The 25,409-nt window shown below is 41.6% G+C and carries 26 protein-coding genes and 1 other annotated feature; of the genes, 8 read left to right on the forward strand and 18 right to left on the reverse strand.

Translation table 11 applies throughout. The features are described from left to right. Positions 1–22 precede the first annotated feature (22 nt). Positions 23–1,894, reverse strand: coding sequence for a ribosomal protection-like ABC-F family protein (gene abc-f, locus CZ434_RS09125; protein ID WP_077622848.1), 1,872 nt, complete (start codon positions 1,892–1,894; stop codon positions 23–25). 143 nt (positions 1,895–2,037) lie between these two features. Further along, positions 2,038–2,175, reverse strand: a complete 138-nt coding sequence (locus tag CZ434_RS22630) for an RAxF-45 family protein (RefSeq protein ID WP_281252256.1) — start codon at positions 2,173–2,175, stop codon at positions 2,038–2,040. Between the two features lie 249 nt (positions 2,176–2,424). Between CZ434_RS22630 and CZ434_RS09130 the strand changes: the two genes are divergently transcribed. Next, positions 2,425–3,525 carry a M24 family metallopeptidase gene (locus CZ434_RS09130; RefSeq protein WP_077622849.1) on the forward strand — a complete coding sequence of 367 codons (1,101 nt, stop codon included), beginning with the start codon at positions 2,425–2,427 and terminating at the stop codon, positions 3,523–3,525. Positions 3,526–3,857: 332 nt separating this feature from the next. Here the strand turns inward: CZ434_RS09130 and CZ434_RS09135 are convergent, their stop codons facing one another. The 5 genes from CZ434_RS09135 to CZ434_RS09155 all read right to left on the reverse strand — a co-directional run bounded on the left by CZ434_RS09135 (position 3,858) and on the right by CZ434_RS09155 (position 8,538). Next, positions 3,858–5,453, reverse strand: a complete 1,596-nt coding sequence (locus CZ434_RS09135; RefSeq protein ID WP_179107226.1) for a YndJ family protein — start codon at positions 5,451–5,453, stop codon at positions 3,858–3,860. Beyond that, positions 5,440–6,054 carry a DUF4166 domain-containing protein gene (locus CZ434_RS09140; protein WP_077622851.1) on the reverse strand — a complete coding sequence of 205 codons (615 nt, stop codon included), beginning with the start codon at positions 6,052–6,054 and terminating at the stop codon, positions 5,440–5,442. The genes CZ434_RS09135 and CZ434_RS09140 overlap by 14 nt, the downstream gene beginning before the upstream one ends. Before the next feature lie 9 nt (positions 6,055–6,063). After that, positions 6,064–6,966: a DoxX-like family protein gene (locus CZ434_RS09145; protein WP_077622852.1), complete on the reverse strand. Its 903-nt coding sequence runs from the start codon at positions 6,964–6,966 to the stop codon at positions 6,064–6,066. Then, the gene (locus tag CZ434_RS09150) at positions 6,963–7,706 is read right to left on the reverse strand and encodes a GNAT family protein (RefSeq protein ID WP_077622853.1); all 744 of its coding nucleotides are present in this window, start codon (positions 7,704–7,706) and stop codon (positions 6,963–6,965) included. Before CZ434_RS09150 ends, CZ434_RS09145 begins: the two co-directional genes overlap by 4 nt. A 169-nt stretch (positions 7,707–7,875) precedes the next feature. After that, the gene (locus CZ434_RS09155) at positions 7,876–8,538 is read right to left on the reverse strand and encodes an HAD family hydrolase (protein ID WP_077622854.1); all 663 of its coding nucleotides are present in this window, start codon (positions 8,536–8,538) and stop codon (positions 7,876–7,878) included. A 137-nt stretch (positions 8,539–8,675) separates the two neighbouring features. Between CZ434_RS09155 and CZ434_RS09160 the strand changes: the two genes are divergently transcribed. Continuing rightward, complete coding sequence (locus tag CZ434_RS09160; protein WP_077622855.1) at positions 8,676–9,107, forward strand: MerR family transcriptional regulator; 432 nt, start codon at positions 8,676–8,678, stop codon at positions 9,105–9,107. Between the two features lie 4 nt (positions 9,108–9,111). Then, positions 9,112–10,269: an MFS transporter gene (locus CZ434_RS09165; protein ID WP_077622856.1), complete on the forward strand. Its 1,158-nt coding sequence runs from the start codon at positions 9,112–9,114 to the stop codon at positions 10,267–10,269. A gap of 34 nt (positions 10,270–10,303) precedes the next feature. Here the strand turns inward: CZ434_RS09165 and CZ434_RS22635 are convergent, their stop codons facing one another. Beyond that, on the reverse strand, positions 10,304–10,735 hold the full coding sequence (locus CZ434_RS22635) for a DUF2515 family protein (protein ID WP_179107227.1): 432 nt from the start codon (positions 10,733–10,735) through the stop codon (positions 10,304–10,306). After that, positions 10,728–11,312: a DUF2515 family protein gene (locus CZ434_RS22640; RefSeq protein WP_179107228.1), complete on the reverse strand. Its 585-nt coding sequence runs from the start codon at positions 11,310–11,312 to the stop codon at positions 10,728–10,730. Before CZ434_RS22640 ends, CZ434_RS22635 begins: the two co-directional genes overlap by 8 nt. Before the next feature lie 936 nt (positions 11,313–12,248). Between CZ434_RS22640 and CZ434_RS09185 the strand changes: the two genes are divergently transcribed. Together CZ434_RS09185 and CZ434_RS09190 are read left to right on the forward strand one after the other, a co-directional pair. Next, on the forward strand, positions 12,249–12,470 hold the full coding sequence (locus tag CZ434_RS09185; RefSeq protein ID WP_077622860.1) for a hypothetical protein: 222 nt from the start codon (positions 12,249–12,251) through the stop codon (positions 12,468–12,470). Positions 12,471–12,472: 2 nt separating this feature from the next. Then, on the forward strand, positions 12,473–12,805 hold the full coding sequence (locus CZ434_RS09190) for a YolD-like family protein (RefSeq protein ID WP_077622861.1): 333 nt from the start codon (positions 12,473–12,475) through the stop codon (positions 12,803–12,805). Positions 12,806–12,911: 106 nt separating this feature from the next. On the opposite strand, the gene CZ434_RS09195 is transcribed toward CZ434_RS09190, so the two are convergent. Next, on the reverse strand, positions 12,912–13,184 hold the full coding sequence (locus tag CZ434_RS09195; RefSeq protein WP_077622862.1) for a hypothetical protein: 273 nt from the start codon (positions 13,182–13,184) through the stop codon (positions 12,912–12,914). Positions 13,185–13,894: 710 nt separating this feature from the next. On the opposite strand from CZ434_RS09195, the gene CZ434_RS09200 reads away from it, so the two are divergent. Continuing rightward, positions 13,895–14,389, forward strand: coding sequence for a L,D-transpeptidase family protein (locus CZ434_RS09200; RefSeq protein WP_077622863.1), 495 nt, complete (start codon positions 13,895–13,897; stop codon positions 14,387–14,389). 124 nt (positions 14,390–14,513) lie between these two features. Here the strand turns inward: CZ434_RS09200 and CZ434_RS09205 are convergent, their stop codons facing one another. After that, a complete protein-coding gene (locus tag CZ434_RS09205) occupies positions 14,514–17,294 on the reverse strand; it encodes a UPF0182 family membrane protein (protein WP_077625133.1) in 2,781 nt (926 codons plus the stop codon). A gap of 382 nt (positions 17,295–17,676) precedes the next feature. On the opposite strand from CZ434_RS09205, the gene CZ434_RS09210 reads away from it, so the two are divergent. Continuing rightward, positions 17,677–18,189, forward strand: coding sequence for a universal stress protein (locus tag CZ434_RS09210; protein ID WP_077622864.1), 513 nt, complete (start codon positions 17,677–17,679; stop codon positions 18,187–18,189). Between the two features lie 72 nt (positions 18,190–18,261). Here CZ434_RS09210 and CZ434_RS09215 read toward each other — a convergent pair whose 3' ends face one another. From CZ434_RS09215 to CZ434_RS09245, 7 genes are all read right to left on the reverse strand, one after another. Further along, positions 18,262–18,687, reverse strand: a complete 426-nt coding sequence (locus CZ434_RS09215; protein WP_077622865.1) for a hypothetical protein — start codon at positions 18,685–18,687, stop codon at positions 18,262–18,264. A gap of 163 nt (positions 18,688–18,850) precedes the next feature. Beyond that, positions 18,851–20,083, reverse strand: a complete 1,233-nt coding sequence (locus CZ434_RS09220; protein ID WP_077622866.1) for an NAD-dependent epimerase/dehydratase family protein — start codon at positions 20,081–20,083, stop codon at positions 18,851–18,853. Positions 20,084–20,218: 135 nt separating this feature from the next. Next, positions 20,219–21,448: an MFS transporter gene (locus tag CZ434_RS09225; protein WP_245830955.1), complete on the reverse strand. Its 1,230-nt coding sequence runs from the start codon at positions 21,446–21,448 to the stop codon at positions 20,219–20,221. A gap of 63 nt (positions 21,449–21,511) precedes the next feature. Continuing rightward, positions 21,512–21,767, reverse strand: a binding site (T-box leader). A gap of 75 nt (positions 21,768–21,842) precedes the next feature. Continuing rightward, positions 21,843–22,337: a GNAT family N-acetyltransferase gene (locus CZ434_RS09230; RefSeq protein WP_077622867.1), complete on the reverse strand. Its 495-nt coding sequence runs from the start codon at positions 22,335–22,337 to the stop codon at positions 21,843–21,845. Between the two features lie 30 nt (positions 22,338–22,367). Continuing rightward, on the reverse strand, positions 22,368–23,177 hold the full coding sequence (locus CZ434_RS09235; protein WP_095742911.1) for a class I SAM-dependent methyltransferase: 810 nt from the start codon (positions 23,175–23,177) through the stop codon (positions 22,368–22,370). Positions 23,178–23,231: 54 nt separating this feature from the next. Next, a complete protein-coding gene (locus CZ434_RS09240) occupies positions 23,232–23,705 on the reverse strand; it encodes a tetratricopeptide repeat protein (protein WP_077622868.1) in 474 nt (157 codons plus the stop codon). Between the two features lie 120 nt (positions 23,706–23,825). Further along, a complete protein-coding gene (locus CZ434_RS09245; RefSeq protein ID WP_077622869.1) occupies positions 23,826–24,860 on the reverse strand; it encodes an NAD-dependent epimerase/dehydratase family protein in 1,035 nt (344 codons plus the stop codon). A 282-nt stretch (positions 24,861–25,142) separates the two neighbouring features. On the opposite strand from CZ434_RS09245, the gene CZ434_RS09250 reads away from it, so the two are divergent. After that, a complete protein-coding gene (locus CZ434_RS09250) occupies positions 25,143–25,409 on the forward strand; it encodes a YqhV family protein (protein ID WP_077622870.1) in 267 nt (88 codons plus the stop codon).

Raw genomic sequence — 25,409 nt, forward strand, 5'->3', positions numbered from 1 at the left:
TCGGAAGGTGCCTTGATCTCATTTATATGAGCTGTTCAAATAAACGTTCCCATCTGCGCTCCAGATCCTTCTTTTCCTGGTATATTTCCTGTAACATGTCCAGGTCCTCTGTCACCGATAAGCTGTATGCCAATTCCGCAATTTTCCGCTCCAGTTGTTCCATATCTTTTTCGACTGCCTTATTATCGACTATGGTTCGATTTTCTACGGCACTTGAGGCTGAATATGTTTTCTTTTCATCTGCTGGTTCTGAGCGGAGTCTCCTTCTCTTTTCTTCCATCTTTGTTTTGGCCCATTGATAATTCCCTTCAAAGCAATGCAGTTTGTTAGCTTCAATCCAATAAATTTTATCGAACAATTTATTTAGAAAGTAGCGGTCATGGGAAACAGCAAGAATTGTACCATCATAATCTTCAAGTACCTCCTCCAAAACTTCGCGCGATTCTATATCTAGATGGTTTGTCGGTTCATCCAATATTAATAAATTGATGTTCTGATGCATCAACTGGGCCAGTCGTAGTCTCATCCTTTCTCCTCCGCTTAGCTGGGATACCTTGCGGAAGACCATATGTCCGTAGAATAAAAACTTTGCCAGTATTTGTCTTGCTTCTCCTTCTGCCACCATGACCTCATTCCGGAAAAGTTCAATTACCGTTTCATCTTTTATACCAGTGAAAAGCTGTTGGGATAAATATCCGATTTTGACATTACTGCCGATTCTCACTTTTCCCTTGTCTGCCCCTACTTCTTGCAAAATAAGCTTAAGCAAGGTCGATTTACCTTTTCCGTTTTCTCCTATCACCGCCGCGCGTTGTTGGTACATGAGGTGCATATCGGCTCCGGAAAACAACTGCTTGCCATCATAGCTTTTTGAAACCTGAGTAAGAGAGATAACATCTTTGCCGCTCCTGCCAGATGCATCCATTTCCAAACCCATTTTCTTTCTATTCAAAATAGGACGTTGGAGTTTCTCCATCCTTTCCAAAGCTCTCTCCATATTCCTGGCACGTTTGTGGAGATCCGCATTTGGCGGCTTCGCATTGTTTGCCCATTCCCTTAAGCGCTTGATGGCCTCTTTCATTTTCTTGATTTTCTTTTGTTGTTCTTCATAGGCCTGGAATTCCCTCAGCAGCCTTTCTTCTTTCTCCTTCACATAGCAGCTGAAATTGGCATGGTAGCAAGTTATTTCACCGTCCTCTAAATCAAGGATTTTATTCACCACTTCATCGAGAAAGTAACGATCATGAGAAACAATGACCACTGTTCCCTCATATTCTTTCAAAAAATCACCGAGCCATTCGACGGCCATTAAATCCAAATGATTTGTCGGCTCATCCAATAACAAAAATTCCGGCTGTTGGAGAAGAATCAATCCAAGGCCGACCTTTGTCTTTTCACCCCCGCTCAAATCGGAAAAATTTCTATCAAGCAAACCTGATATATTCAAACCGTGGGCTACTTTGTCAATTTTGGAATCCATTTCATAGCCACTTCTCCCTGTGAATTGATCCTGAAGATGTCCATAAGTATCTACCATCTGTTGTAATTTATGGGGATTGCTTTCCACCCCCATCGCGGTTTCCAGGCTATTCATCTGCCGTTCTATTTCCAATAGGTCTGCAAATGCCTGTTTTAGAACTTCCTTGGTGGTGAGCTCTTGGAGAAAAGAAGGTATTTGCTTCAGGTAACCAATTTGCAATCCTTTTTTCCAATGAATCTGTCCAGAATCAGGTGTTTCCTCCCCCGACATCAGCCGAAACAAGGTCGACTTTCCGCTTCCGTTGCGTCCTACCAAACCAACCCGATCGTTACTGTTAATTTCAAATGAAATATCTTCAAATACAGAATTTCCTCCGTACATTTTTCCAATGTGATTGACACTGCATATAATCATTCAAATTTCCTCCTTGGATAACCGTTCATTTTTCAAACATAAAAAACAGCCATGAGAAGACACTTCTTCCCATGGCTGCATAAAACAAAAAAAGGAGAGCATGAAAGCTCTCCTTTTTCATAAATTGTGGGCAAAGAGATGTTTCACTGTTTTAGTTTTGCTATGAAATTGCTAAAAAAGGACACACTTATCCCGTCAGCAACTGATACAGCAAATTTTGCACGGTTGAAATATAGATATTCCGTCCAAAAACCGTGCACTAAAACAGTTTGATTCAACATCCTTTCCCACCTCCGTTCTTTGTAGTTATTTCTATATTATAATTTTCAAACAATTATTTCAAGGGTTTACATTGAAAGTCCGAGCCTGATTCTCAGTCTGCTGCTTTACCAGCCAATACGCATTAAAAGTATCCCTGTTTTTCGATTACTTTCAGCATAGAAAAAATTAGCGTATGATATTAGATGAAGCAAAACGAAAGAAGCTTTTTTATACTTAATACCCCCAAAACAGGAGACAGGAGAGTTTACATGAATAAACGTTTACTTACTTTGACAAATTGGATGAAGGAAAAAAATATCGAAGCCTCCTTCCTGAATTCAACTGAAAATGTGTACTACTTATCTAACTTTTATACAGATCCGCACGAGCGTTTGATGGGCATTTTTGTATTCAAACAAGCAGATCCCTTGTTCATTCTTCCCGCGATGGAAGTTGAACAGTTAAAACGGGCAGGGTGGCAGCACGAAATCATCGGGTATTCAGACCATGAAAATCCATGGGATTTGGTTCGGCCATCTTTGAAGTCCCGACAGCTTGGGGATGTGGAGACAATTGCCATTGAAAAAGAAGTACTTTCTTATGGAAGAAGTCAAGCGGTCCTGTCATTCTTCCCAGGTGCGGAAATTCTGTCTGTAGAAGACAAGCTGAATGAAATGCGGGTAGTGAAGGAAGAAGACGAAATAGCTGTAATCCGTCGTGCAGCACAGATGGCCGACTTCGGCGTGCAGGTGGGAGTCAATGCTCTGGAAGAAGGCGTAACTGAAATGGAAGTTCTGGCAAAGATTGAATATGAGCTGAAGAAAAAGGGCATCAGGGAAATGTCCTTCTCGACAATGGTACTCTTTGGCGAAAAATCCGGAGATCCTCATGGCAATCCAGGCGACAGAAAGTTGAAAGCCGGTGACATGGTCCTATTTGATTTGGGTGTCGTCCTGGATGGATATTGTTCTGATATCACCCGGACTGTTGCATACAAATCGATTTCCGATAAGCAAAAAGAAATTTATCAAACAGTGTTAACTGCTGAGCTGGCGGCCTTGGAAGCGAGCAAGCCTGGTACCAGGATCGGCGATTTGGACACTACTGCCCGTGATATCATTACAGAAGCAGGGTATGGCGATTACTTCCCACATCGAATCGGTCATGGAATGGGCATCAATGTCCATGAGTTCCCGTCCATGAGCCATTTGAATGACGGAATCTTAAAAGAGGGCATGGTTTATACGATCGAGCCCGGAATCTATCTACCTGATTTAGGAGGAGTGCGAATCGAGGACGACGTGCTCGTCACTGCAGATGGTTTTGAAACCTTGACGAAATTCCCGAAAGAACTGCAAATAATTGATTGATAACGGAAGGTTGTTAGAGTCTTAGTTCTCACAAACCATAAGCTGTGAACTAACTTTCTAAAGTATGTTTCCTCCCATCCTTTTCAGAATGAGTGCTAAACTGACGCTGCGGAAAAATACTCCCTTTCCGAGGGCAGAAACTCAGCCTAATCGTGAGCAAATTGTCCTCTATTGTGGAGTTGAATAATATAAAAGTACAAAAAGAGCCTGCGACGAGATAAGAGTTGCAGGCTCTTTTTATGATGAATTTTGTCTTCATCCGAAAAAAAAGATTCTCCAAGATCCACCAAAAGACGCGTCTTAAGTCTATTATCAATTCCATTCAAAATTTACTACTGTGAGTGAATCGTATAGTGAATCGTTAAAAACGGCAGTCCGAAAATCCACATTTTATGTACAGCAGAAAGCCCGGTGTCCCCTTTTTCATTTACAACAAATTGTTCATCAATCGGCAGCTTGAATAACGCCTTTTTCCTTGTTAAGTAGATACCAGAATCTGCATTGGGGGCGATTCTTTTGCTTGTTAACTTTAACGAACTGCCCATTTGATGTAGTTCAAGGATGCCGATCATTGCAGACCATGGCAGCGGCAGTCCGATATTCATATAAGTGCGGCCATTAGTTTGATGTATGGCATATAGGGCTACAAATACTACATCATCCCGAACTTTTCGTACCCAGGCTCTCGTCCCTTCTCTACCATCCCGATCAGAACGAATCGACAGGATGTCCCCTGTCATTTCTACTCGATTTCTGGAAAGTGGCAAGTTGATTTGGTTCGTTTTCCTGCTGATTAAACGATAAACTGCCGAAAAAGGCTTAAACCAGGTGTGCCAGCGAACTTCAGCAAACAACCGGAACTGATCGGTTTCTTCGTAAAACGCACGGATCATCGGACTTAACTTGGCAGTATCTATGCCAGGTTCGAATACCCTCATATCATTAACCAGACCTTTGTGGAGTCCTTGCTCGTCTTTAATTTCCGGTAGAATTTTCTCTCCGATTACCAGCCCCCCTGTTATGTTTGTTACTGGAAAGCATTTCGGCTTATACCTTGATTGCGGAAGAAAAAGAGACCATCCGATCACACCGGCTAATGCAAATAGGACAGCATTTACGATACCATGGAATTTCAGCATGAAAGTAATGGTTATCGAGTATAATCCTGAAAGATTGCCGAATGCATACGCTAATGAAAACAGAATGGTGAAGCCGAGAGAGAGAAAAGACAGTCTGGTCAAAATTAAGTGCATTTTATGGGGTGCCTGCATTTGAAAAGCAACTGTTATTGTCCAGACGATGGCAATGATATACAGGATGACAGATAACAATTCAATCCATACGGAATAAGTGATTCCCAAGGCTACGATAATCGGAGTTACGGCAACCAGCATACAAAACACAGGATAAAGTCGAGGCTTGACCAATCTTCCCATGAATCCGGTAAACACAGGGAGCAGGAATGCGGCATAATGAAAATGAATAGCGGTAAGCCATGTCATGATCGACGAAAAACCTGTCTCTATATTTGTTTCGAAAGCTAGAAACCATCCTCCGCCAATCATGATATAAACTAGTCCGATATCGATCATGGCTTCTTCCACATGGACGAAACCCCTTTGTGTAAACCGATAGATGCCTAAACCGGCGATCAACAGAGTAAACAAAAAATAAGTTGCTGCCAGCACGCTGTCGAGTATCGTAGTTTCGGTTATTTGCAAAAAGAAAACAGCCAACATGGCCGGCACTGAAAGGAACGACAAATATCTTGACGCCTTACTATTTTCTTTCATAATCAAATCCAGAACGAAAGGTACATAAATCAACTGGGCTGCAGTGAGCAAAAGGAAGTGCCAGGCATGCTCCCCAAATAATAAGATCCATGTAAATAAACCAATATTCATCATTCCAATCTTACGAAATGTCATCGCTGCTAAACTCCCCTTCATACGCAAAAACCGTGCCGATGACCGGGTTTGTCACCTCTACATGAATATGATAAGCATTTTTTCTGTCCAGAAAGCTTTCCTCTATTCTGGCTTTTCCTTGCAGAATCGCAGGCAAAGGAATTTCCAGCCGCCCCAGCACAAGCCTTTGCTTATTGGATTGAATGATTAATGTTCCATCCCTCGCTGCAGAAAAAATCAAATCGGAATACAATCGATACGGCTCACCCAAATAATCCCTGATGATGTTCCTTTTTCTGTCATAACTCATTAAAGCATTAAAATACCGTTTTTCTTTTTTGAAATAAAATATCCGTTCCCAATGAACTTGTGTCTCGCCATTTTGACCAGTTCCCGGCTTGTTTACAATCGTAAACGGTACATCCTTTCCATTCTCAGGGAATAGCAGCTTCCAGTGCGTTCCCAGCCAGAAAACCGGATACATCCACTTCGGTCCGCTTTTAATGTTCGTCATGATTCCTTTTCCCGTAAAAGGCCTTCCTTCAATAAACTCATAACGTTTCTGCACCATTGGATGAAGCCTGTTAAATTCCTCTCCCATCATTTGTTTATATATCGACATAGATCCTCCTCACCTTTTACGTCTGCAATTTTTAGCAGTAGGAATATCTTTACCAAGCATATATCCGATAATGGACAGAATGATTAACGATGAATTGAAAGTTAACGGATTGAATGGCTGGCCAAGGCTCGCCGGGTTTGCAGCAATAGCCCCAATAGTCAGAATTGGAAACAGAATAAGCTGTAGAGCGAATAATCTCTTTTTGTTGGAATACACCAACCACGTAAATGCGAAAGCAATTTCCCCCATTCCCGCTATTGCTGTTAACATTTCGGCCTGTGAAGTTGAAATTGGAATTAAATTTTCCAACATCCCAATTTCATCTGCATGCTGAACAAGAATTTTCGGTATCAAGCCGTGGTAAATCCATATAAAGAAGAAAAAGAGCATAAGCAATGCCTGACTGAAGAAACGCGTGAATTGGGAAGCAGGAGATTCGCCTTGTTCCAGCCACCTTTTCAGCACATCAAAGCTCAGGGCAGTCGCCCAGCCCATAATCGGTCGAAACAGAAACCTGTCAAATATTTTCCCGATGATGCCGAAATTTGTTTCGTATGTATATTGGGTCAGAAAAGTAATATCATCCCGGCCAGGTTCATATTTCCAATACCCTCTTCCCTCTCGGATGATGGAAACAGACTGATCTGTTCCAAACTGTAAAGAAGAAGTCCTGGAACCATCGTCGGCATTAAAACTGCCAATACTTCTCCCCCAACCTTCCACTTTCAGGCCAAATCCAATTTTAGTCTGGTAGGAAAATAACTGAGGCTTGTTATCTTCTTTCGGTAAGTACTTTATTGAAGAAAACCGCAGGTCCCACATTTCATGCATAGCCGGCGTTTGTGTCGCTTCCCACAGTTTATCCATCTCTGTTTTGATAGGAATTTCTACATAAATCGGTTTGTTTTTCATAACTGCCCCTTTCCAGTAAAAACATGCCTTTTAAACACCCGGTTCCTTTCATGCAAGCTGCAGCCATTCCTTGTAAAGGTATTAATCATCGGTCCATTTTTCACACTGGTGGAGCCTATATAATAAGCAGCCTTAAAATCATTTTTCAACACTGTCAATGCCTGATTATGAAGAACTCTGCTTTTGCCTTTTTTTCTTTCTTCCCGGACAAGTCCCAAATAAAATAACCTTCCCTCTTGCCTGGTTCCCGGTTCAATGTGCGGCATGACAACCCCGATAGCTTTATCCTGTTCATATGCTACAACACACGAGTCCCGATAACTATTTCCTAACTCGGTACGGACACTGCTCATATAGTCCTCCATGTCAAACGATGAAGGACCATTCAAGGAGTCCTTCATCGACTCCCTCCATATTTGAGTGAAAGTTTCTTCTGGTAAGTTATTTAAAGAAACCAGTTGAAAAGAAGGGTCGCTTTGCTGGTTGGTTAAATCTTTTTTATATGTAACCGTCTCATCATGAAGATGAAATCCGTTTTCAAAAAGATAAGCATTAACGGACGCAGGAAATTTGCTATTTAACAAGATTGATAGATTAGGAGTTTTTTTCCACTCATTGCTACTAGTCAAGTGATCAATTAGCAACATGATTTCGTCAGTTTCCAGGTATTTAGTATCTTCAATGATCACATAATGCTCTCCACGAATACATTTTACTTTCTTCCAAAATTGATCATCCATGGGCACCATCCCCTCACAAGCTATTATCCCACCATTTATTATCGAAAACAAACAAGGGCAGGATTAATGCTTCCAACCAATAATTCATGGAGACATCCTTCTTCATCATGCGCGCTTCAAAACGCCTAATTGTGTGCAAGTGCCTCCACCACCGCTACTTCCATCTTCCCTAATTCAATTGTTTAATAAAAGCAGGTAATTCTGCCAATCCATCTATGGTATTTTCTACTTGTACATTGTCCCAATGATCATCTCTTTTCCATATCCCCTTCATACCGGTATTACTGGCTGCTTCTATGTCATTTTCAGGATGATCTCCGACAAAGATTGCTTCTTCAGGCCGGATTTGCAGCTGCCGTACCGCTCTTAAGAAAATTTCCGGTTCTGGTTTTTTGACCCCTTCAAACTCCGAAATCAGGATGACGTCAAAAAAACACTCGATTTCCAAGGCTTTGATATTATCCAATTGGAATTTCCCTTTGCCATTCGTAATGATGCCGAGTTTCATTCCTTCGTTTTTTAAGGCTTCTAAGACTTTGTGAAGCTTTGGAAAAGGAACAGCATAATCCGGAAACTTCTCTAAATAGTCCTGAAGCAGTTCCTGCCAAGTCAGGTTTTCTACTTCAAATTCGGCAATTAACTGTCGATAAACGACATCCTTCCAGACATAGCCCCGGTTATCCAGTTTAATAAACCTGGATATGAACTCCTGTTTTGGGATATGTTCAAGCTCTTTGCTAAAACGCACGTATTGTTCTTCGATAAACCTCATTAAAGATTCATCCCGATTTAAAAGCGTCCCGTCCAAGTCAAAAAAGACTGCTTTGAGCAACCAACCCTACCTCCCATCAATGGGTTTCTTTTATATTTACAATACTAAATTAACCAGAAAAGGAAAACACTATCTTATTGACAGTAATTAACCTTTACGTTAACGTTAGATATGTTGTAAAGGAAGGTGGATACTTAATGACTGAAAGCTTTCTAAAAATTGAAGATGTTGCTAAGGAAACCGGGCTGACAAAACGGGCTATTCGGTATTATGAAGAAATCGGCCTTATATCAGCTCCACAGCGAAGTGAACGCGGAACAAGATTGTACACACAGGAAGAGATCGAAAAACTAAATAAGGTTGTTTTGGCAAAGGAAGTACTCGGTTTTTCTCTTCAAGAATTACAGCAATTCATCCAGCTCGATGAAGAAATAGAGAAACGAAGAAGAGATTATAGACAGGCGCCTGGTCCAAAAAAGCGGGAGGAACTCCACCAGCTTTCAGAAGGCCTTGAAAAGCAAATCAACTTTATCCAATATAAGATGGAAAAAATGCAGAACTTCAAGCATGAACTCGAAGAACTCAATCAACGCATTACGGATTTTTTCAGACAGGAAAGGCAGGATTAACGAAATGAAGACAGACAATTACAACAGAGCGAGATGGATCACAATCTTAGCAACTTTTCTTGCTTTTATGGGCATCGGCATTGTGGATCCAATTCTACCAGTTATCGCAGAACATATAGGGGCTACACATTGGCAGGTGGAGATGCTGTTTACTGCTTATATCCTTACAATGTCGATCATGATGATTCCGGCGGGTATTTTCGCCAGCCGTTTTGGCGATAAACGAATGATGACATTTGGCTTGGTGGCTGTGACGATTTTCGCATTCCTATGCGCTGTATCCAACAGCATACCGCAGTTATCTTTGTTCAGGGCTGGATGGGGCTTCGGGAATTCCATGTTTTTTGCAACGGCGATGACATTGTTGATCGCTTTATCCAATGATTCTAAACAGGCAATAGGCTACTATGAAGCTGCCATTGGGTTGGGAATGGCAGGGGGGCCGTTAGTGGGCGGATTATTGGGTGGTATCTCTTGGCGTTATCCGTTTTTTGCAACCAGTGTTTTAATACTGGCCGCTTTCTTACTTGTATTCTTTTTTGTTTTTGAACCTTCCAACAAGCAGAAACGGAAACCGGTTGGTCTTAATGAATTAAAGGGGGTGTTTTCATACCGGCCATTTGTCAGCGGTGCATTGGCTTCCATGTTTTATTACTACGGCTTTTTTGTCATCCTGGCCTATACACCGCTTATTATCGGTTTGTCCGCTATCCAGATAGGTTTCGTTTTCTTTGGATGGGGATTATTGTTGGCTTATGGATCGGCGGTTTTGAGTCACAAGTTGGAAGAAAAATACTCAACAAGACAAATCCTTCCATTTAGTTTAGCTGGATTTACCTTGTTGCTTGCCAGCTTGTTTTTCATTCAATCGACAACTGCCCTTATCGTGATTATTATATGTTCCGGCCTTCTTTCCGGATTAAACAACGCTTTGTTCACAAGCTATGTACTCGAACAATCTCCATATGAAAGAAGCATTACATCAGGAGGCTATAATTTCGTACGGTGGCTCGGTGCTGCTTTAGCTCCCGTATTATCAGGAATCATCGGGCAGTCGGTTTCTGCCCATGCGCCGTTTATGATTGCTGCAGCTCTTTCCATCATCGCCTTTGTGCTTGTTTCCGGCAAACCTAAACCGGACGCCGTAACAGAAGGAATTTAATAAAATTGGCAGGAGGACTGGCCTCCTGCCAATTTTATTTTAGATTCTCTTTCAGTAGGACGGCAGCTTCTATCTTATTTAAGGAGTTGGCATATTCAGTGGTTATATCAAATGAAGATGGTATTTTATAAGAAGTGAAATAATCCAGAGCTGAGAGATCTTTACACCAATCCACCCGTTTAGGCGCAAAAAAGACCTGGTCTTTCCATGCTTTTTCGAGTTCAGGACTGTAAATGGGCTCAGCTCCTTTTTTCAAGTGGGTTCCTATGATTCTTTCTTTTTGATATGTGCCTTTTCCAACAGTTTTCGAAAAAATACACGGCCAATAATCTGCTCTGGAACCTGAATGTATTATCTGTTTGGCAAAATTCGTCGTTCCATTGAATACTTCCTTCAACCCAAACAGAATGGCATAAAGCTTCTTCCCTGTTTCGATTCTTTCCTCAAGGCTTCCGAATTTATCCACTGTTACTCCCGCAAGTCGGATTCCCGGCTTTGGGAGAGCCCTCTCCAGGTAACAATACCTGTGTTAAATTCATGGCTTCCTGACCTTTGAACTGCCATGTTTTCACCACATTGTCCTGAAAAAAGTAATTTTGGACCACTCGATTTTCAATATAGTTTTGTTCATTAATGATCAATGCCAATGTGAGCAGTTGTGGCATCCCACCTTCCAGATAGTTATCCCAGAATAGTTTCATGAATTTCGAAACATGAAAGACAGGCAGGAGATAAAAAAGATTTTCTCCACGCTTCTTACTCTCCTCATACAACAATAGCTGCGGGTAAGCATCTTGAAAAATGAGTGCATTTGCCCGTTCAAAAAAGGCAAAAAAATGTTCTCGTTTCCTAGCTGTAAGCAAGTGCGGCAAAAACTCCCCTTTCAAGTCTGTCATCGACCATCCGCCGTTTCGTGAGACCATATGGGCAAGAAAAGCCCAATGAATTTCCGGGTGTTTGAAATAAAATTGGCGATATGCCTCCGTACGGGTAAGATTGTTGCGGTTACAATGTGATGTTTGATTGTTGATTCGCTCTACCAACAACCTATCCTTCTCCACCTCTCCTTTTCCAGGTGCAATTTCTTTTTTTATACTTTCCGATAATGACTCTCTGAGGAATGCGACAGAATCTACCGGAACATTCACAGAACTCCATTTCTTTTTGACTGTCAATTGAATCCAGTGACTCGCAAGTCCATTTTCCAGGTAGTGTAAAACTCTTCTAATCCCCAGGCTTTCTCCCCCCCTTGTCCAATTCGCGCTCTTTAATTTGAAGTTATGCCGAGAGCATGGGGGGAATGACAAAAACAGTGGCACCAAGCTGGTTGCCACTGTTTCCATTCAACGATATAAATGTCTTTTTTTGTTTACAGACAGATAGGTCAGCACCGCGAAAACTGCATGGATGAATAAACCAACGAGTCCTAGAGTAGTTGAATATCGAAACAAGCTGACTAACGAATATAATATTACGGCTATCAACATTATTAGATAGAAAAATCCTTTTTTTCTGCTTTGGGCCAGTAAAGACGATGCAATAGCCCAACCAATCCCAGCACTAATCAAACAAACAACAATAACCATTATGTCCAACATTCTCGACCACCGCCTGACCCTATCTTTCTTCTAAGTGTACCAAAGCAGCCCACCAATTTCCAAATGTTGTAACATATCTTCAGCAGCCGGTCGGCTTTTAATAATCGAAAAACCAATGCTTCGTTCAAAGTATTCCTTTTCATGTAGTTTCCTCGCTTTTAAAGTAGTCTTTTATTTTTCTTATAAGAACTTCTCAAGGAAATATAACTTCCAAAAAACATAAAGAAACTGACACTTATCAATAAGCATGATATATCCAGCCAGTCACCATTGTTCACCGGCATTTCAAGCGCTGAAAGCAAAAATTACCAGCAAGGGTTTGGTTGTAAAATATCCGCCGTTTGCATATAATAAGAACAAATGTTCCCAGGAGGGCCGATGATGGAAAACTTACTGCATCGCTCAAAAGATACAAAACAGATCATTGAAATAATTTACATAGCTGATGATGACCAACTGTCACAACGTTCGATCCGGGTCATAGCTGTCAAAGAAAAAAGTATTCTCGCTTATTGTTATAGCCGAAAAAAAATAAGGACCTTTAAACAGGACAACATTTTGGCCGTTTTTCCTGCTAAGAAATCAAGAAAACAGGGGGCATAAACATGAACGACAAAGTAAACGATCGCGGAACAATCAAATGGACATCAATGATGCTGCCCGAGCATGTCGAAATGCTGAATCAATGGTATGAATCAGAAAATGATGTTGAAAAACCAATTCTCAGTGAAGATCAGTTGGAGGAAATGCAGCGGACAATATTGGAAGCGATGGAATACAAGCGTAAAATAAGTCTGTTCTTTTTCGAGCAGCGGAGAATCCACCTTTATGAAGGATATATAAACGGGGCCGGGATGGGTCGTCTGGAAGTAGAAAATGAAGATGGCACGGACTTTCTGAGTATCCATGATATTGTTGATGTATCGATTGTGGAATAGGATGTTCACTTTAAATTTCGGAATGCGATGCTGCATAAATTGTTGTTTCCCAATTAAGTTTCCCTGCATTACGAAAAGTGACGATTGCGTCATGTTGATGCAACCGTCATTTTTCTTCGCTCTCTTCTTCCTGATCTTCCGTCTCTTTGTCTAACTCTACATCCTCCAGATCCAGCCAGGACAGCATTTCTCTTACTACGGTATTTATTTTTTCATCAACCATCTTGTCGCCGTATTTTTTCTTGGCACGTTCGATATTGTCAATGACATCCTGGCCGAAATGGATAATCGGATCATCACTCTCCAGGTTGTTAAACAGATCAAGAATTTCATCCAATGCCTTATCAAATCGTTTACTTTCCAATTCTGTCGCTTTCATGTTTATCACCCAGGCTTAGGTTGCCCAAAAAGAAACGGAATAAAAACCCAGCTTCAAAATAAGGCAAGAAACCAGTCTACGGAAGACCATTTATGTGTTTTGACATTGCATAATACCCATAAACTACGACATAACTAACTTCACAGAACGTGACTTTCTACCATCCTTTTCGGATTGAGTGGTGGTCCAGCGCTGCGGAAAAATACTCGCTTTCCGTGGGGAACGCTTCAGCCAGGGTACTACTTGGGTGGGCTCCTTTGCCCCCTTGCGTCGAGGAAGCTTACTACGAAGCGATACTAGAAGACGCAGACGCATCACTGCGGGGTCTTCAGACTGTTCCTTTCCCACTGGAGTCTCGCATTTTTCCGCAGCTTAAGATAGATATCTGATCAAGTGAGAAGTGGTCCTAAAATATGTCTAGAGGTACTCCTAATCAAAATTCAGAAAGCCCCTAACAGCGAAGTGTTCTGCCGCAGCGAGGCCATACCAGTCATTTATAATCAGAACGAGAGAAAGTCTCTCTAAGGTGAATTGTCACTATGTCACAGTTTGCCTCAATAATGAACTAGTTTTGTTAGTTAGTTTGGCAGATACTTCTCCGTGATTACCGACGATGAAACATGGCCGGGGTGGTAGATTAATCTATGTTTATTTACAGCTTCCCATACATAGAATGGACTAAAGATTTTAATCTATGGGAGGTGATTCGATTGATTCATACGATTAAAGCCGGGGAGACACTCTCACAGATTTCACGTGATTACCGGATTCCACTTGCTTCTATCCTAAGTGCCAATCCAGGGATTACACCTGATATGATTTATCCAGGTCAATCTCTTGTTATCCCGGGGTTCCCGGATCCAGATACACTTCCCTATCGACTGGAAGTATCCGTCGGAAGTCGATGGCTTCGCTTATGGAGAAATGGAGTGCTCCAAAAGCAATATCCGATAGCAGTCGGAAGAATGCTTCATGGGACGCCATTGGGGAGCTATATCATTATCAATAAAGCGCCCAATCCCGGAGGACCGTTCGGTACAATGTGGATGAGCTTGTCTAAAGAACACTATGGTATACATGGAACCAATGATCCCAGTTCGATCGGCCAGGCTGTATCCCGAGGGTGTATCAGGATGTATAACGAAGATGTGGAAGAGTTAGCAAGCATCATTCCAATCGGGACGCCGGTAACGATTCATACGTAATAAGCACGGGCCCAGGGAGAAAAAAAGAGCTCCGATTCGGTGAACACATCCCAACTTGATTCCCTGACGTTAACTGTGTGAAAATCCTAATAAAAAAGCTGCCGGAAGTCCGGCAGCTTTTGTTTTATTCTTCTGTTTCCTGTGTATCCTGTGATTCTGGAGTTTCCTCACCATTCTGCGATTGTTGTGTTTGTTCTCTCTCAGCGAGTCTGTTTTCAATTTCTGACATGATTGCACCCGCTTCTTCCCAGTTGCCATTTGACAAAGCTTCTTGATAGCTATCAAACAGTGTAGACAATTCTTCCAGAACTTCTTCTGCACCCAGGATTTCTTGGATTTGATCTGTACCATCAGTACTTCCGTCTCCCTCAATATCTTCTGGGTCAACTTCAGGATCGATCAAGCTGAGCATTCTTTCCAATGCCTGGTCAAAAGTAGGTTCCATCACAATTTGGTCGCCATAAGCGATAATAACCTGTTTCACTTCCGGAAGCGAAGTCTCGTTGGAAGATTCTATATATATCGGTTCTACGTACATTACCGTATCTTCAATCGGAATGGCCAATAGGTTACCTCGGATGACTTCTGATCCACCTTGGGACCACAAGTTTAACTGCTGGGAAATTGTGCTGTCCTGATTGATGCGGTTTTCAATTTGCTGTGGTCCATAAACGTTCCGTTGTTTCGGAAATTCATATACGAAAGTTTCCCCATAATTATCTCCGTCATTCCGGACGCCCATCCATGCAATCATATTTTGGCGATTTCTAGGTGTATAAGGCATCATCAACACAAATTCCTCTTCATCGGAATCAGGCAGTGACATTGTGATATAGTATGGTTCCATTTCAATATCTTCATTGAAATATTTTTCTGTCGGGAACTGCCAGTAGTCTTCCCTGTTATAGAAGACTTCCAGATTGGTCATATGGTAAGTCCCATACATGGCTGCCTGTATTTTAAACAAATCAACCGGGTAACGGAAATGCGACCTCACATCTTCTGGTATTTCTTCTGTGAAAAGATTTGGAAACATATTTTGATAAGTCTGCAGCAACGGTTCTTCTTGGTCGACTGCATAAAACTCGGTTTCACCTGTATAAGCATCAACCATAACCTTGACTGAATTGCGAATATAATTTTCATCTTCGTGATGCGCTTCAGAGTATGGGTAACGTTCCGCTGTAACATAAGCATCAATCATCCAGGCAAGGCTGCCATCATCACGCACAAAAATATAAGGATCTTGATCATATTCAAGAAATGGCGCAATCCTTTCTACACGGTCCATAATATTACGGGTATCCAGCAGTTGGCTGTCGCCGGTAAGTTGATCAGACACTAACATCCTGAACGATCCCTCATTAAGTGCAAACAAAAGACGGTTAAAGCCGGATAAAGGAATACCGGAGTCTGCCTCATAGCGGGAAGACATATTTTCGTCTCCGGAAGGATAATCGAATTCATCAACCTCACTGTTAACAATAACATTCCTGGCGTTTTCTTCACCAAAGTAAATCTGAGGCCGTGTCACTTCTATTTCCCCTTGGGGAGGTAGATTTTTCAATAAGTATTCCGGTTGTCCCTGCGAAGTGATTTCGTTCACATCACTCATCGCTATCCCGTATCCATGTGTATAACGCAAGTTCTCGTTCACCCAGGTTTTCGCCTGTGATGGAAGGTCGACGGTGTTCAATTCCCTGGCGCCAAGGAAAACTTGCTGGTATTCCCCGTCGATTTCATAGCGATCTATATCAATATCGTTGAATTGATAATAGGTTCTGAATGTTTGAAGCTGATTGTAAATATCGAGAATCGGACGAGCATCATTGATGCGGACATTATTGATTGTCAGCTGGTTCCGTTCGACCATCGCCTGGTCAAGGGACTGATTTCCAGGATGTTCCCGCTCATCGATGTCCTCAAGCGAATATGCACTGCGTGTAAATTCCAAGTTATGCTCAAGGTAAGGTCTTTCTCTAGAAAACTCGTTGGGCGAAACAACATAGTTTTGAACAATAATGGAAACGCCCTGGGCAATGAACGTAATGCCCACATAAGCAATCACCGGATAAAGCATCATTTTAAGGTTGCCGCGAGTCAGGGCGACAATCATCCAGACGGCGCCGATGACAGCAACAGCTGCCAGTACATATGAAGCAGGAATGTTTACTGCTTTATCGGTGTAGCTCATTCCATGGACAACGCTTTCCTGAAAAACATTGACTTGATTGGTAAGCATTGTACCGTATGGTTCTAATACGTGGGATGCAGCCAGAAGCAACCCGATTATACCCAAAGTGACTCCGATTTGCAGTTGTGCTACTCGGCTCATTCTGTACATGTGGTAAATGGAGTAAGCACCGATTTCGATTAAAAGTAAAAAGAAACCCAATCCGATTAGCGTGGAAATCGCAAACTGAATAAATGGCAGTACAAACATATAAAAGGATATGTCCATATTAAAGTGAGGATCTGCCTGACCAAATGAAGAGTGGTTTAAAAACTTCAGCCACAACTCCCAACCAATACCTTGGACAATACTGCTTCCAAGCAAACCGATAAGTGCAGCTACGGCAATTATCGTAAAAATACTCAACTTCTTGCTGCTGACGAGCGCAGGAAGCTGGGCAGAATTGAAATGGCTCACATAACCTTTTCTAATCCATGCCAACGTTATATAGGTGAATAGGAAAAACAGAAAAAATCCAATGACACCAAGCAGAATCTTGCTTCCCAAGATTGTCGTGTACACATCTTGGAATCCAAGCGTCTCCATCCATATATAGTCCGTGATCCAATGTAAAGATAATGATCCAAGGATAACAAGGATAACGAGAACTCCGAATATCTTGCCGATCAGAGAACCGAATTTTTTCATTTTATCCTTTTGTCTTGGATTCATATTAATTGTATTATTATCCAACCTTCTCCCCCTCTATGATTATATTTGATTGACTCCTCTTACTTTACCATATGGCACTTAACTATGAACCATTCTTTTTATGAAGAGTTATAGCGACACCTTTCCTCCTTTTTACGACTGATAAGGGAATTTTGTTTCATTTTTTTAATACCAAGTTACCAAATTGTAATCCTTCTATAAAATTCAACGAGCAGAATACGGGTATATAAGTTACATAGACAATATATATCTTCCAAACAACGATAAAATATCATTCAAAACAACATAGCTGTCCATCCAGTTAACATACAAACAACAATATCCTTAACACCAGCTTGTATAAGTTTCTGCTCCACAATATTAAATGGAAGGGTGAACTACGGTGTATAACAAAATGCTGATTGCGTTTGATGGTTCAGAAGGAAGCATGAAGGCCCTGGAGCACGGTATCCATTTAAGCAGGCTTCTGCCAAATACCCGGTTAACAGTCGCTCATGTATTAAAAGAAACAAACAGAAATATAACAGGCTCGGAACCGCATGCATTTTCAAGAAATGGCATGCTGACTCCTTTTGGCTATGCAGAAGGAAGAGAAAACACGAACGTTATTACAGAAAAAGAACCGCTGGAACGGGAAGTAGTCGAAATAACTGCGACGAACGATGCCACTCTGGCAGAAGCCCGCACAAAGATCGATGAAGAAGGAACAACAGCTGAATTTGCCGTGTTGGAAGGTGAACCGCCCAAAAAGCTTTGTGAGTATGCCAATATAAACGAGATGGACATGATCATCATCGGAAGCCGGGGTTACAGCGGTATCAAAAAGTTAATGATTGGCAGTGTCAGTCAGAAGGTTGCACAGGAATCGGATATTCCGGTTTTAATTGTCAAATAAAAACCAATAAAAAATGGACCCCTCTGGAGTTTGGGTCCATTTTTTATTGGTTAACTAGCTTGTATGTACCTTTTATGTAGAAGGTATCTGTTTTATTAACTCAAGGCGCTTAAGCGGTATCCCTGCCTCTATATAACTTCTGACCAATTTCCAACCCTTTCCGTCAACTTTCTTAAAGGTTTGGAAAAACAAATTAGCTGTTTCGATTTGGTTGCTATCGATAATCAAGGTTGCCGAAATAACCGCCATGATTTCTTTGTCCCTAAGAGGAATAACGGCAACCTTTTTCAATACCCATTCCGCATTCCCTTTCAATTGTGAAAATGCTTGATCCCAACCATCTATGGATTCTTCGTAGCCGAAATCGACTATTTTTGAATCTCCGGTAATTTCCCTCGCCTGATAGCTTTCATCTTCCACCTCACTGATATCTGACAAAGAGAATTTTTTCCAGCTGCTCAGGTAATTATCTAAAAACGTTTCAAAATCAGCAGTCAAAACAACCTCTCCCCTATATGTTTGTAAAACGGAGACTGACAGAAGACTATTATACGCCTTCAAGCCCCATCTACCCGCCTTCTCTAGTAAGCCATCCAACCTTTTTTGACTGCTGCGGGGATTGGTTGAATGGATTAACATGTCTTTCTTAAGAATCCAGGGGTTATTTAACCAGATCTCTCGGAATACCTGGTTCTTGGTCTTTCGTCCATGTACTTGTAGCCGGAATTTTTGATTTATCGGCACGATGTTTATACTTTCTCGCTACATCGGTAACTTCCTGCAGTAATCCTTCTTCGAGAGTGATAGGCTTCAAACCTTTAGACAAGAATAAATTGTTTTCCACGTGAAGATCGTTTTCCGCTGCCTCTTTGCGGGGATTGGGTACATAGGCAATTTCTCCTTCTGTAAGCTCGCTGACAAGCTTAGCAAGGTCTTGAACACGGTGCGTTTCAGTCATTTGATTGAAAATCATTACCCGTTCTTCTCTTTGTGGAGGATTCTCTATTGCAAGCTGGATACAGCGGACAGTGTCCTGAATATGGATAAACGCCCTCGTCTGACCACCAGTACCATGTACTGTAATAGGATAGCCCACAGCCGCCTGCATCAAAAATCGATTCAACACTGTGCCATAATCTCCATCATAATCGAAACGGTTTATAAGTCTTTCATCAAGTTTTGTTTCAACTGTATTTGTCCCCCACACAATCCCTTGATGAAGGTCTGTAATTCTCATTCCGTCATTTTTGTTGTAATAGAAGAACAGTAACTGGTCCTGGGATTTTGTCATATGATAGATGGACCCTGGGTTGGTTGGATAAAGAATCTGCTGTTCGATACGTTCCCCCGTTTCTGTCTTCACTTCGATATCCAGATAGCCTTCCGGAATTTTCATGCCGGCAGTTCCATACCCATATACTCCCATTGTCCCCAAATGGACAAGATGGATATCCTGGCCCGATTCCACGATTGCACATAGGACATTATGGGTAGCATTTGAGTTATTATTAACTGTATAACGCTTATGTTTAGGAGACTTCATCGAATAAGGAGCTGAACGCTGCTCTGCAAAATGGACAATTACATCAGGCTTTTCGCCCTTAATGACTTCCAGCAATTGATCATAATCATCAGCAAGATCCAATTCATAAAATCCGATCTTTTTTCCGGAAACTTCTTCCCAGGCTTTCAACCTTGTATCCATTTGTTGAATAGGTGTCAGGGATTCCGCTTCAAGTTCTGTATCGATTTTTCTCCGGGAAAAATTATCTATGATCACTACTTCATGTCCCAGGTTGGAAAGATGAAGACTTGTAGGCCAGCCACAAAACCCATCACCGCCTAGTACGATAATTTTCTTTGATGTTTCTAAATTTTTATTATTCAAGCCCAATTTTTCATCACCTTTTCTACTGATTTTCCATATTGATATATTTTTTGGTCACTTTCATTCGTGAGTTCTCCTCATTAGTTTAACAATAAATCCAAGACTTGGCTTTAAAAGAGAACAAGAAATTTCTTAACAATTTTAGACATTCACACCAGACGGTCTGCCAGGCGAATACAAATACATGTAAACAAGTGTGACTGTAAGGAGCAGCATTAACAACGCTCCGCTTATGACAACCAGTTGGATCGAGAAGATGTTGGCAGCAATTCCAAACATGCAAGTCGTAATGATGACCAATACACTTTCCGCTATGCCATATAAACTGGTTACCCTTCCCATGATGTCGACAGGGATATTTTCCTGATAAAAAGTATGAAAGCCTGTGTTTGCAAAAGCAAGTGAAAAGGAAAGAACAAAAAACCCCGAAGAAGCCATCGCGAAATTATCAGAGAAGGCATAAATAAGATAACCTGCCGATACGAACAGCGATCCAAGTCCGAGAAAGAATCTTGTCCTTAACTTTGCTGCCAGAAAAACACTGGCTATCGACCCGACTAAAATACCGGCGCCAGCAACACTGACAAGAAGGCCGTATGCCGGATTTGATAATGACAGAACTTCCTTTGAAAATGCTGCTTCAAGAGAGTCCAATGCTGCTGCCAGGACCATCATCACGCTGAACAAAAAGTAAATGATCATGATAAAGGAATGTTTGCGGCTGAATGCAAGCACCGCCAACCTGTCCCGTTTCAATAATGCTGCAGACATTTTTTCAGGTGTTGCCTGACCTATCGATACCCTATCTAAGTCTGGCAGAAACAACGATATAAAGCCAGAGACAAAGAAGGTCAACGCATTAACATAGATTGCTGTAAATGGGGAGCCCGTCATAAAAAACAGCCCCGCTATAGCCGGTCCAATTATAAATCCTCCGGAATCGACCATGCTTCTCAGAGCGTTAAATCTCTTTCTTCTATTACGAGGTATCAATTTCGTTATATAAGTCATGGATGAAGGTTCGAATATGGAACTTGCCACGTTGATCAATAGTACAAGACCATACATCCACCATATAGAAGGAAACATCGGCAGCAACAGAAGGAAAACGCCCCTAACTCCGTCCAATCCTATCATTAGTTTGCGTTTATTTATCCGGTCGATCAAACTACCGGCCCAGAAATTAGTGAAAAGAGCAGCTACAGGTTTTAATATGTATAGAATGGCAACAGCCAAAGGAGATCCAGTCATATCCAGCACAATCAGGTTGAGCGCTATTAAATATATCCAGTCACCTATGTTTGACAAGCCAATACCGAATAACAATAAAAATGGATGTTTCCATGTTCGTAATAAGTTCTTTATGGACATATAAAATCCTCCCCGATACGTTTGTCCTGCAAAATAAAAAAGTCCCACCCCCAAGAATTATTTCTTAGGGGCGAGACGTAGTATCGCGGTGCCACCCTACTTCATCAATATGTCGCCATATCAATCTTATCAGGTACGGCAAAAAACTTTGCTTATACCCTGGCTCTATAACGGGAGCGCCCGTCCCACCATCCCCTTCATTAAGGTTCCGATGTGATGCTCAGAGCCTTGGTTCAGTAAAAAGTTCCTTACTCCTTTTCAGCTGCCGGAGTTCTCTGGAAAGGACCCAAATACCTACTCTTCTCTTCATCGCAGTAAAATATTTCTTCTATTATCCATAAAGAAGCGTTGTTTGTAAATGCCTATTTTAAATACGGTTCTTGAACATACATTTCTAAAACTGCCAATAAATGGTTTCCTTTGTCCTCTCTGTGGCATGGAAGCCTATCTTCTCAAGAACACGTATGGAAGCTATATTATCAGGATCACAAGTAGCCATCACATCTATGACGCCTGTCTGCATCCGCCCCCATTCTACCATCGCCCTGCCCATTTCCGTTGCAAAGCCTTTTCCTTGATAGCGAGGAATGATGCTGTATCCTAAGTCGATTATTCCCTTTTCATTAGGACCGCCTTTAAAACCCATATCACCAATGACTACCTGGTCCTTGCTGTGGACAATTACTCCCTCCCATTCATTCTCGGAGGGGAACTCCCTGAATCTTTCTATTTTGTAAGGAAAGAATTGCTTATAGACTTCCATCGGCCATTCAGCCGGCACCTCAAATGGAAACGACCTCTCCAGTCTCTCTCCTCCAATTAACACAGCCTCCATCATGTCGGCTGTCAGTGTATGTATTTCCAATCTATCTGTACTGAACTCTGGCATAATAATCTCCTCTCTTTATCTCGCACAAGGTCAGTTATCAGCATTTTTCAATCCAAGCTTGATAGTCAAATTCATTTTTTCCGGATACACACCGGAAGAGTCCACAGCTAGCAATGTCTCGTTGACAGCGTGCTCGAACGCTTCGGCGCGGTCACCTAAAAACCGTCTGGAACCGTATGAAGTGGAATATAAATTACCGATAATTGATTCGATTGTCCAATGAACCTCATATTCCGGCAATTCCACAATATCCAAGTCGAACCGGGAATTGGTTAACATTTGCTCGTGGCTCACCACAGGATGTTTATAGACGGTTTTACCGGCACGCCTCTCCTCACCATACCACTCTTTGATAACTTTGTTGAGCTCTGTCTGCCAGACTGTCTCCTGCTTATCAGGATCATAGTTATCGATTATCGCAACACTTCCGCCGATTGACACCATGTCATATAAATCTTCGAGAACTTGCTGACGATCCATCCAATGAAAGGCTTTTGCGATAGTCACGAGTCCGAATTTTTCGTGACAAGAATACGTATTTTTATATTCCGGCAAACTGCCGTTAAACCAATGAATATCTCCTATTCTCATCATTCGGTGAAGTCGTTCTGCTTCCTGAATCATTTCTCCTTCTACATCAATGCCGACGATTTGACTGCACCAATCTGCAAATCTCAATGTTAACTGGCCTGTACCGCACCCTAAATCTAGTAGTTGCTGATTTCCATCCGATAAAAATCTATTTACGAGATACCTTACCAAAGATGCAGGATACATCGGTCTGTACTTCGAATAATAAGGGGCAGCACCTTTGAACAGTTCCGATCCGTATATTTCCAAGATTTTTCCCTCCAAGACGGTACAATCACAAATTATGTTGTTATAAAAATAAATTTATTGATCCATATGTTCTGCATAATAGCTCAGTGCACGGCTGTATTTACTTATATCCTGGTCGTTTGTCGTTTCTGTCAATGCCTTGAGAACAACACTTAAAGCAGCTGCATGTTGATTCATACTAAATAACGTTAATGACTTAAAAACCTGTAGAGGACGATATTCGGGAAACAAACTTTCTCCCTTGGAAAAGACTTTGAGCGAGCTATCATCCTTCCCGAGCACTTTATATGTACTGCCTAAACATACATAAGCATCTTTGAGCGTTTCATCTGGAAGGCCGGCCTCTATGGCTTTTTCATAATATGGAACTGCTTCCTCTTCCAATCCCATGGCATCATGAGTTTGTCCGCATTGGAAGAGAATCTCTCCATTCTCAGCATTTTCATTGGCTAACTCCAAAAGTAATTGCCTGGAATCCTCCATTTGTCCAGTCTCTCTCTTTAACAGCGCAGATTCTAATTTATCCATTCATCCCTCTCCCTCATTACCAGCTATTACCATTCTAACTAATCGATAAATATTAGTCTGCTTTTTAAATAAAAAAGACGTAAATTTGAGTGAACTTATGTCTTTTCTGTATTTTATAGGCTAAATAACGGTCTCATTCCAAAGTTCAAGCAGCTTCATTTCCTTCTCCTTTTTCATTCCGGCATTTCTATCTGCATTTCTCTTTCGGTTTCTTTCCCATTCAAGCACATCAGCAATGGTAGCCTCAATCGGACGAAATTTGAGGCCATATTGTAAAGCCTTCCGATTATCTACTGCCAAAAATCCATTCCATGGTTTTTTCTGACCTGGCAATGGATATTCTTCCGGAATCCATAATGGCATTTCCCCCCATGGTTCTACTTTGTTTTCCATTAAGAAGGCCTCCTGGGCCCAGCTGAAAGAAGCATTGCTGCCACTTGCTTTCTTGCAAGTTTCCAATAATCGTCCCATGGTAAGCCGATAATCGGGCCCGACAGCGTTGAAGACGCCAACTACCCTTCCTTCAATCAAACGAATAATCCATTCCGCTAAGTCTCTTGCATCGATCAATTGGACTTGGCGGTCAGGATTACCGGGTGCCAGGACTTCCCCTCCCTGATCGACTCTAGCAACCCAATATGGCAGACGGTCTGTGTAATCATGAGGACCGACGATTAAACCTGCCCTTATTGTCAATACCTTCCCAGGAAGCTCCGATTCAGCAGCTTGTTCACTTGCCGTCTTTAATGGTCCGTAATGTTCATATACAGGTCCGGCTGTCCCCCGGGTAACTTCTTCTATTCTTTTTGCTGGCAAATATTGAAGACTAGCATTCTCATTGAGACCTGGTTCACTTGGATCTTCATAAACAGATTGGCTTGAAATATATGTATAATGCTTAACATGATTCAGCACCCTGCAAGATTTGGCAACCGTGCGCGGAATGAATCCGCTCGTATCAATCACCGCATCCCATTCACGGTTCTTCAGGGAGTCCAAATCACCGTCCCTATCCCCGTATAATTGTTCTATCTCCGGAAAAATGTCGGGATTGTTTCCACGATTAAAGAGTGTGACACTGTGATTTTTGCTCTTTGCAGCCTCTACTAAGAATCTTCCCAAAAAGCGGGTACCTCCTAAAATTAACAGTTTCATTGACTCTCCTCCTAGTTTTAAGACCACTAAAGCGCCTGATATTATGAGTACTAAATCTTGTTCGGGGACCATTTGGTTTATCATCGAAACCTAATTGGCCAAATTCTATGCGATGAAACATATTTATATAGATATTCTTCCTGGTAAACAAATATCCTTCTCTTTATTCTCTTTGGCTAAAAGCTTTTAGAATTAGCCGGACACTTTTCACATACAATGTACAAGCTGATTTATTTTCCACTTACATGATGAATTTGTATGGTTAAGGGAGAGCATGCCTGTATGATTGGAACTGCTTTACTCATTATGGTTTTATTCAGGTTAATGTCCGGGAGTATAGAAATATTCGCTGCAATGTTGATGTTTAAAATGAACGATATCGAGAAAGCACTTATCATCAATAGTTCATTAGCCTTGATCGGACCGACGATCCTTGTGATTACTACTACTGTAGGTTTATTGGGCATGTCGGAAAAGCTGTCCCTGTTTAAAATTTTTTGTGTGTTTGGCGGGGTTGCACTTATTCTTATCGGCATTAAAAGCAAGTGA

This window comes from Sediminibacillus massiliensis (assembly GCF_900156915.1).
Taxonomy (GTDB): domain Bacteria; phylum Bacillota; class Bacilli; order Bacillales; family Amphibacillaceae; genus Sediminibacillus_A; species Sediminibacillus_A massiliensis.

Coding starts and splice junctions, on each gene's coding strand:
- CZ434_RS09150 (WP_077622853.1), bottom strand. CDS start 7,706: ATGGATGATCAATTTTGGAAGAAAGTAAAATGTATTCGTGGAGAGCAT.
- CZ434_RS09245 (WP_077622869.1), bottom strand. CDS start 24,860: ATGAAACTGTTAATTTTAGGAGGTACCCGCTTTTTGGGAAGATTCTTA.
- CZ434_RS09145 (WP_077622852.1), bottom strand. CDS start 6,966: ATGAAAAACAAACCGATTTATGTAGAAATTCCTATCAAAACAGAGATG.
- CZ434_RS09140 (WP_077622851.1), bottom strand. CDS start 6,054: ATGTCGATATATAAACAAATGATGGGAGAGGAATTTAACAGGCTTCAT.
- CZ434_RS09135 (WP_179107226.1), bottom strand. CDS start 5,453: ATGACATTTCGTAAGATTGGAATGATGAATATTGGTTTATTTACATGG.
- CZ434_RS09205 (WP_077625133.1), bottom strand. CDS start 17,294: ATGAATCCAAGACAAAAGGATAAAATGAAAAAATTCGGTTCTCTGATC.
- CZ434_RS09190 (WP_077622861.1), top strand. CDS start 12,473: ATGAACGACAAAGTAAACGATCGCGGAACAATCAAATGGACATCAATG.
- CZ434_RS09195 (WP_077622862.1), bottom strand. CDS start 13,184: ATGAAAGCGACAGAATTGGAAAGTAAACGATTTGATAAGGCATTGGAT.
- abc-f (WP_077622848.1), bottom strand. CDS start 1,894: ATGATTATATGCAGTGTCAATCACATTGGAAAAATGTACGGAGGAAAT.
- CZ434_RS09165 (WP_077622856.1), top strand. CDS start 9,112: ATGAAGACAGACAATTACAACAGAGCGAGATGGATCACAATCTTAGCA.
- CZ434_RS09225 (WP_245830955.1), bottom strand. CDS start 21,448: ATGTCCATAAAGAACTTATTACGAACATGGAAACATCCATTTTTATTG.
- CZ434_RS09160 (WP_077622855.1), top strand. CDS start 8,676: ATGACTGAAAGCTTTCTAAAAATTGAAGATGTTGCTAAGGAAACCGGG.
- CZ434_RS22630 (WP_281252256.1), bottom strand. CDS start 2,175: ATGTTGAATCAAACTGTTTTAGTGCACGGTTTTTGGACGGAATATCTA.
- CZ434_RS09130 (WP_077622849.1), top strand. CDS start 2,425: ATGAATAAACGTTTACTTACTTTGACAAATTGGATGAAGGAAAAAAAT.
- CZ434_RS09230 (WP_077622867.1), bottom strand. CDS start 22,337: ATGCCAGAGTTCAGTACAGATAGATTGGAAATACATACACTGACAGCC.
- CZ434_RS09250 (WP_077622870.1), top strand. CDS start 25,143: ATGATTGGAACTGCTTTACTCATTATGGTTTTATTCAGGTTAATGTCC.
- CZ434_RS09185 (WP_077622860.1), top strand. CDS start 12,249: ATGGAAAACTTACTGCATCGCTCAAAAGATACAAAACAGATCATTGAA.
- CZ434_RS09240 (WP_077622868.1), bottom strand. CDS start 23,705: ATGGATAAATTAGAATCTGCGCTGTTAAAGAGAGAGACTGGACAAATG.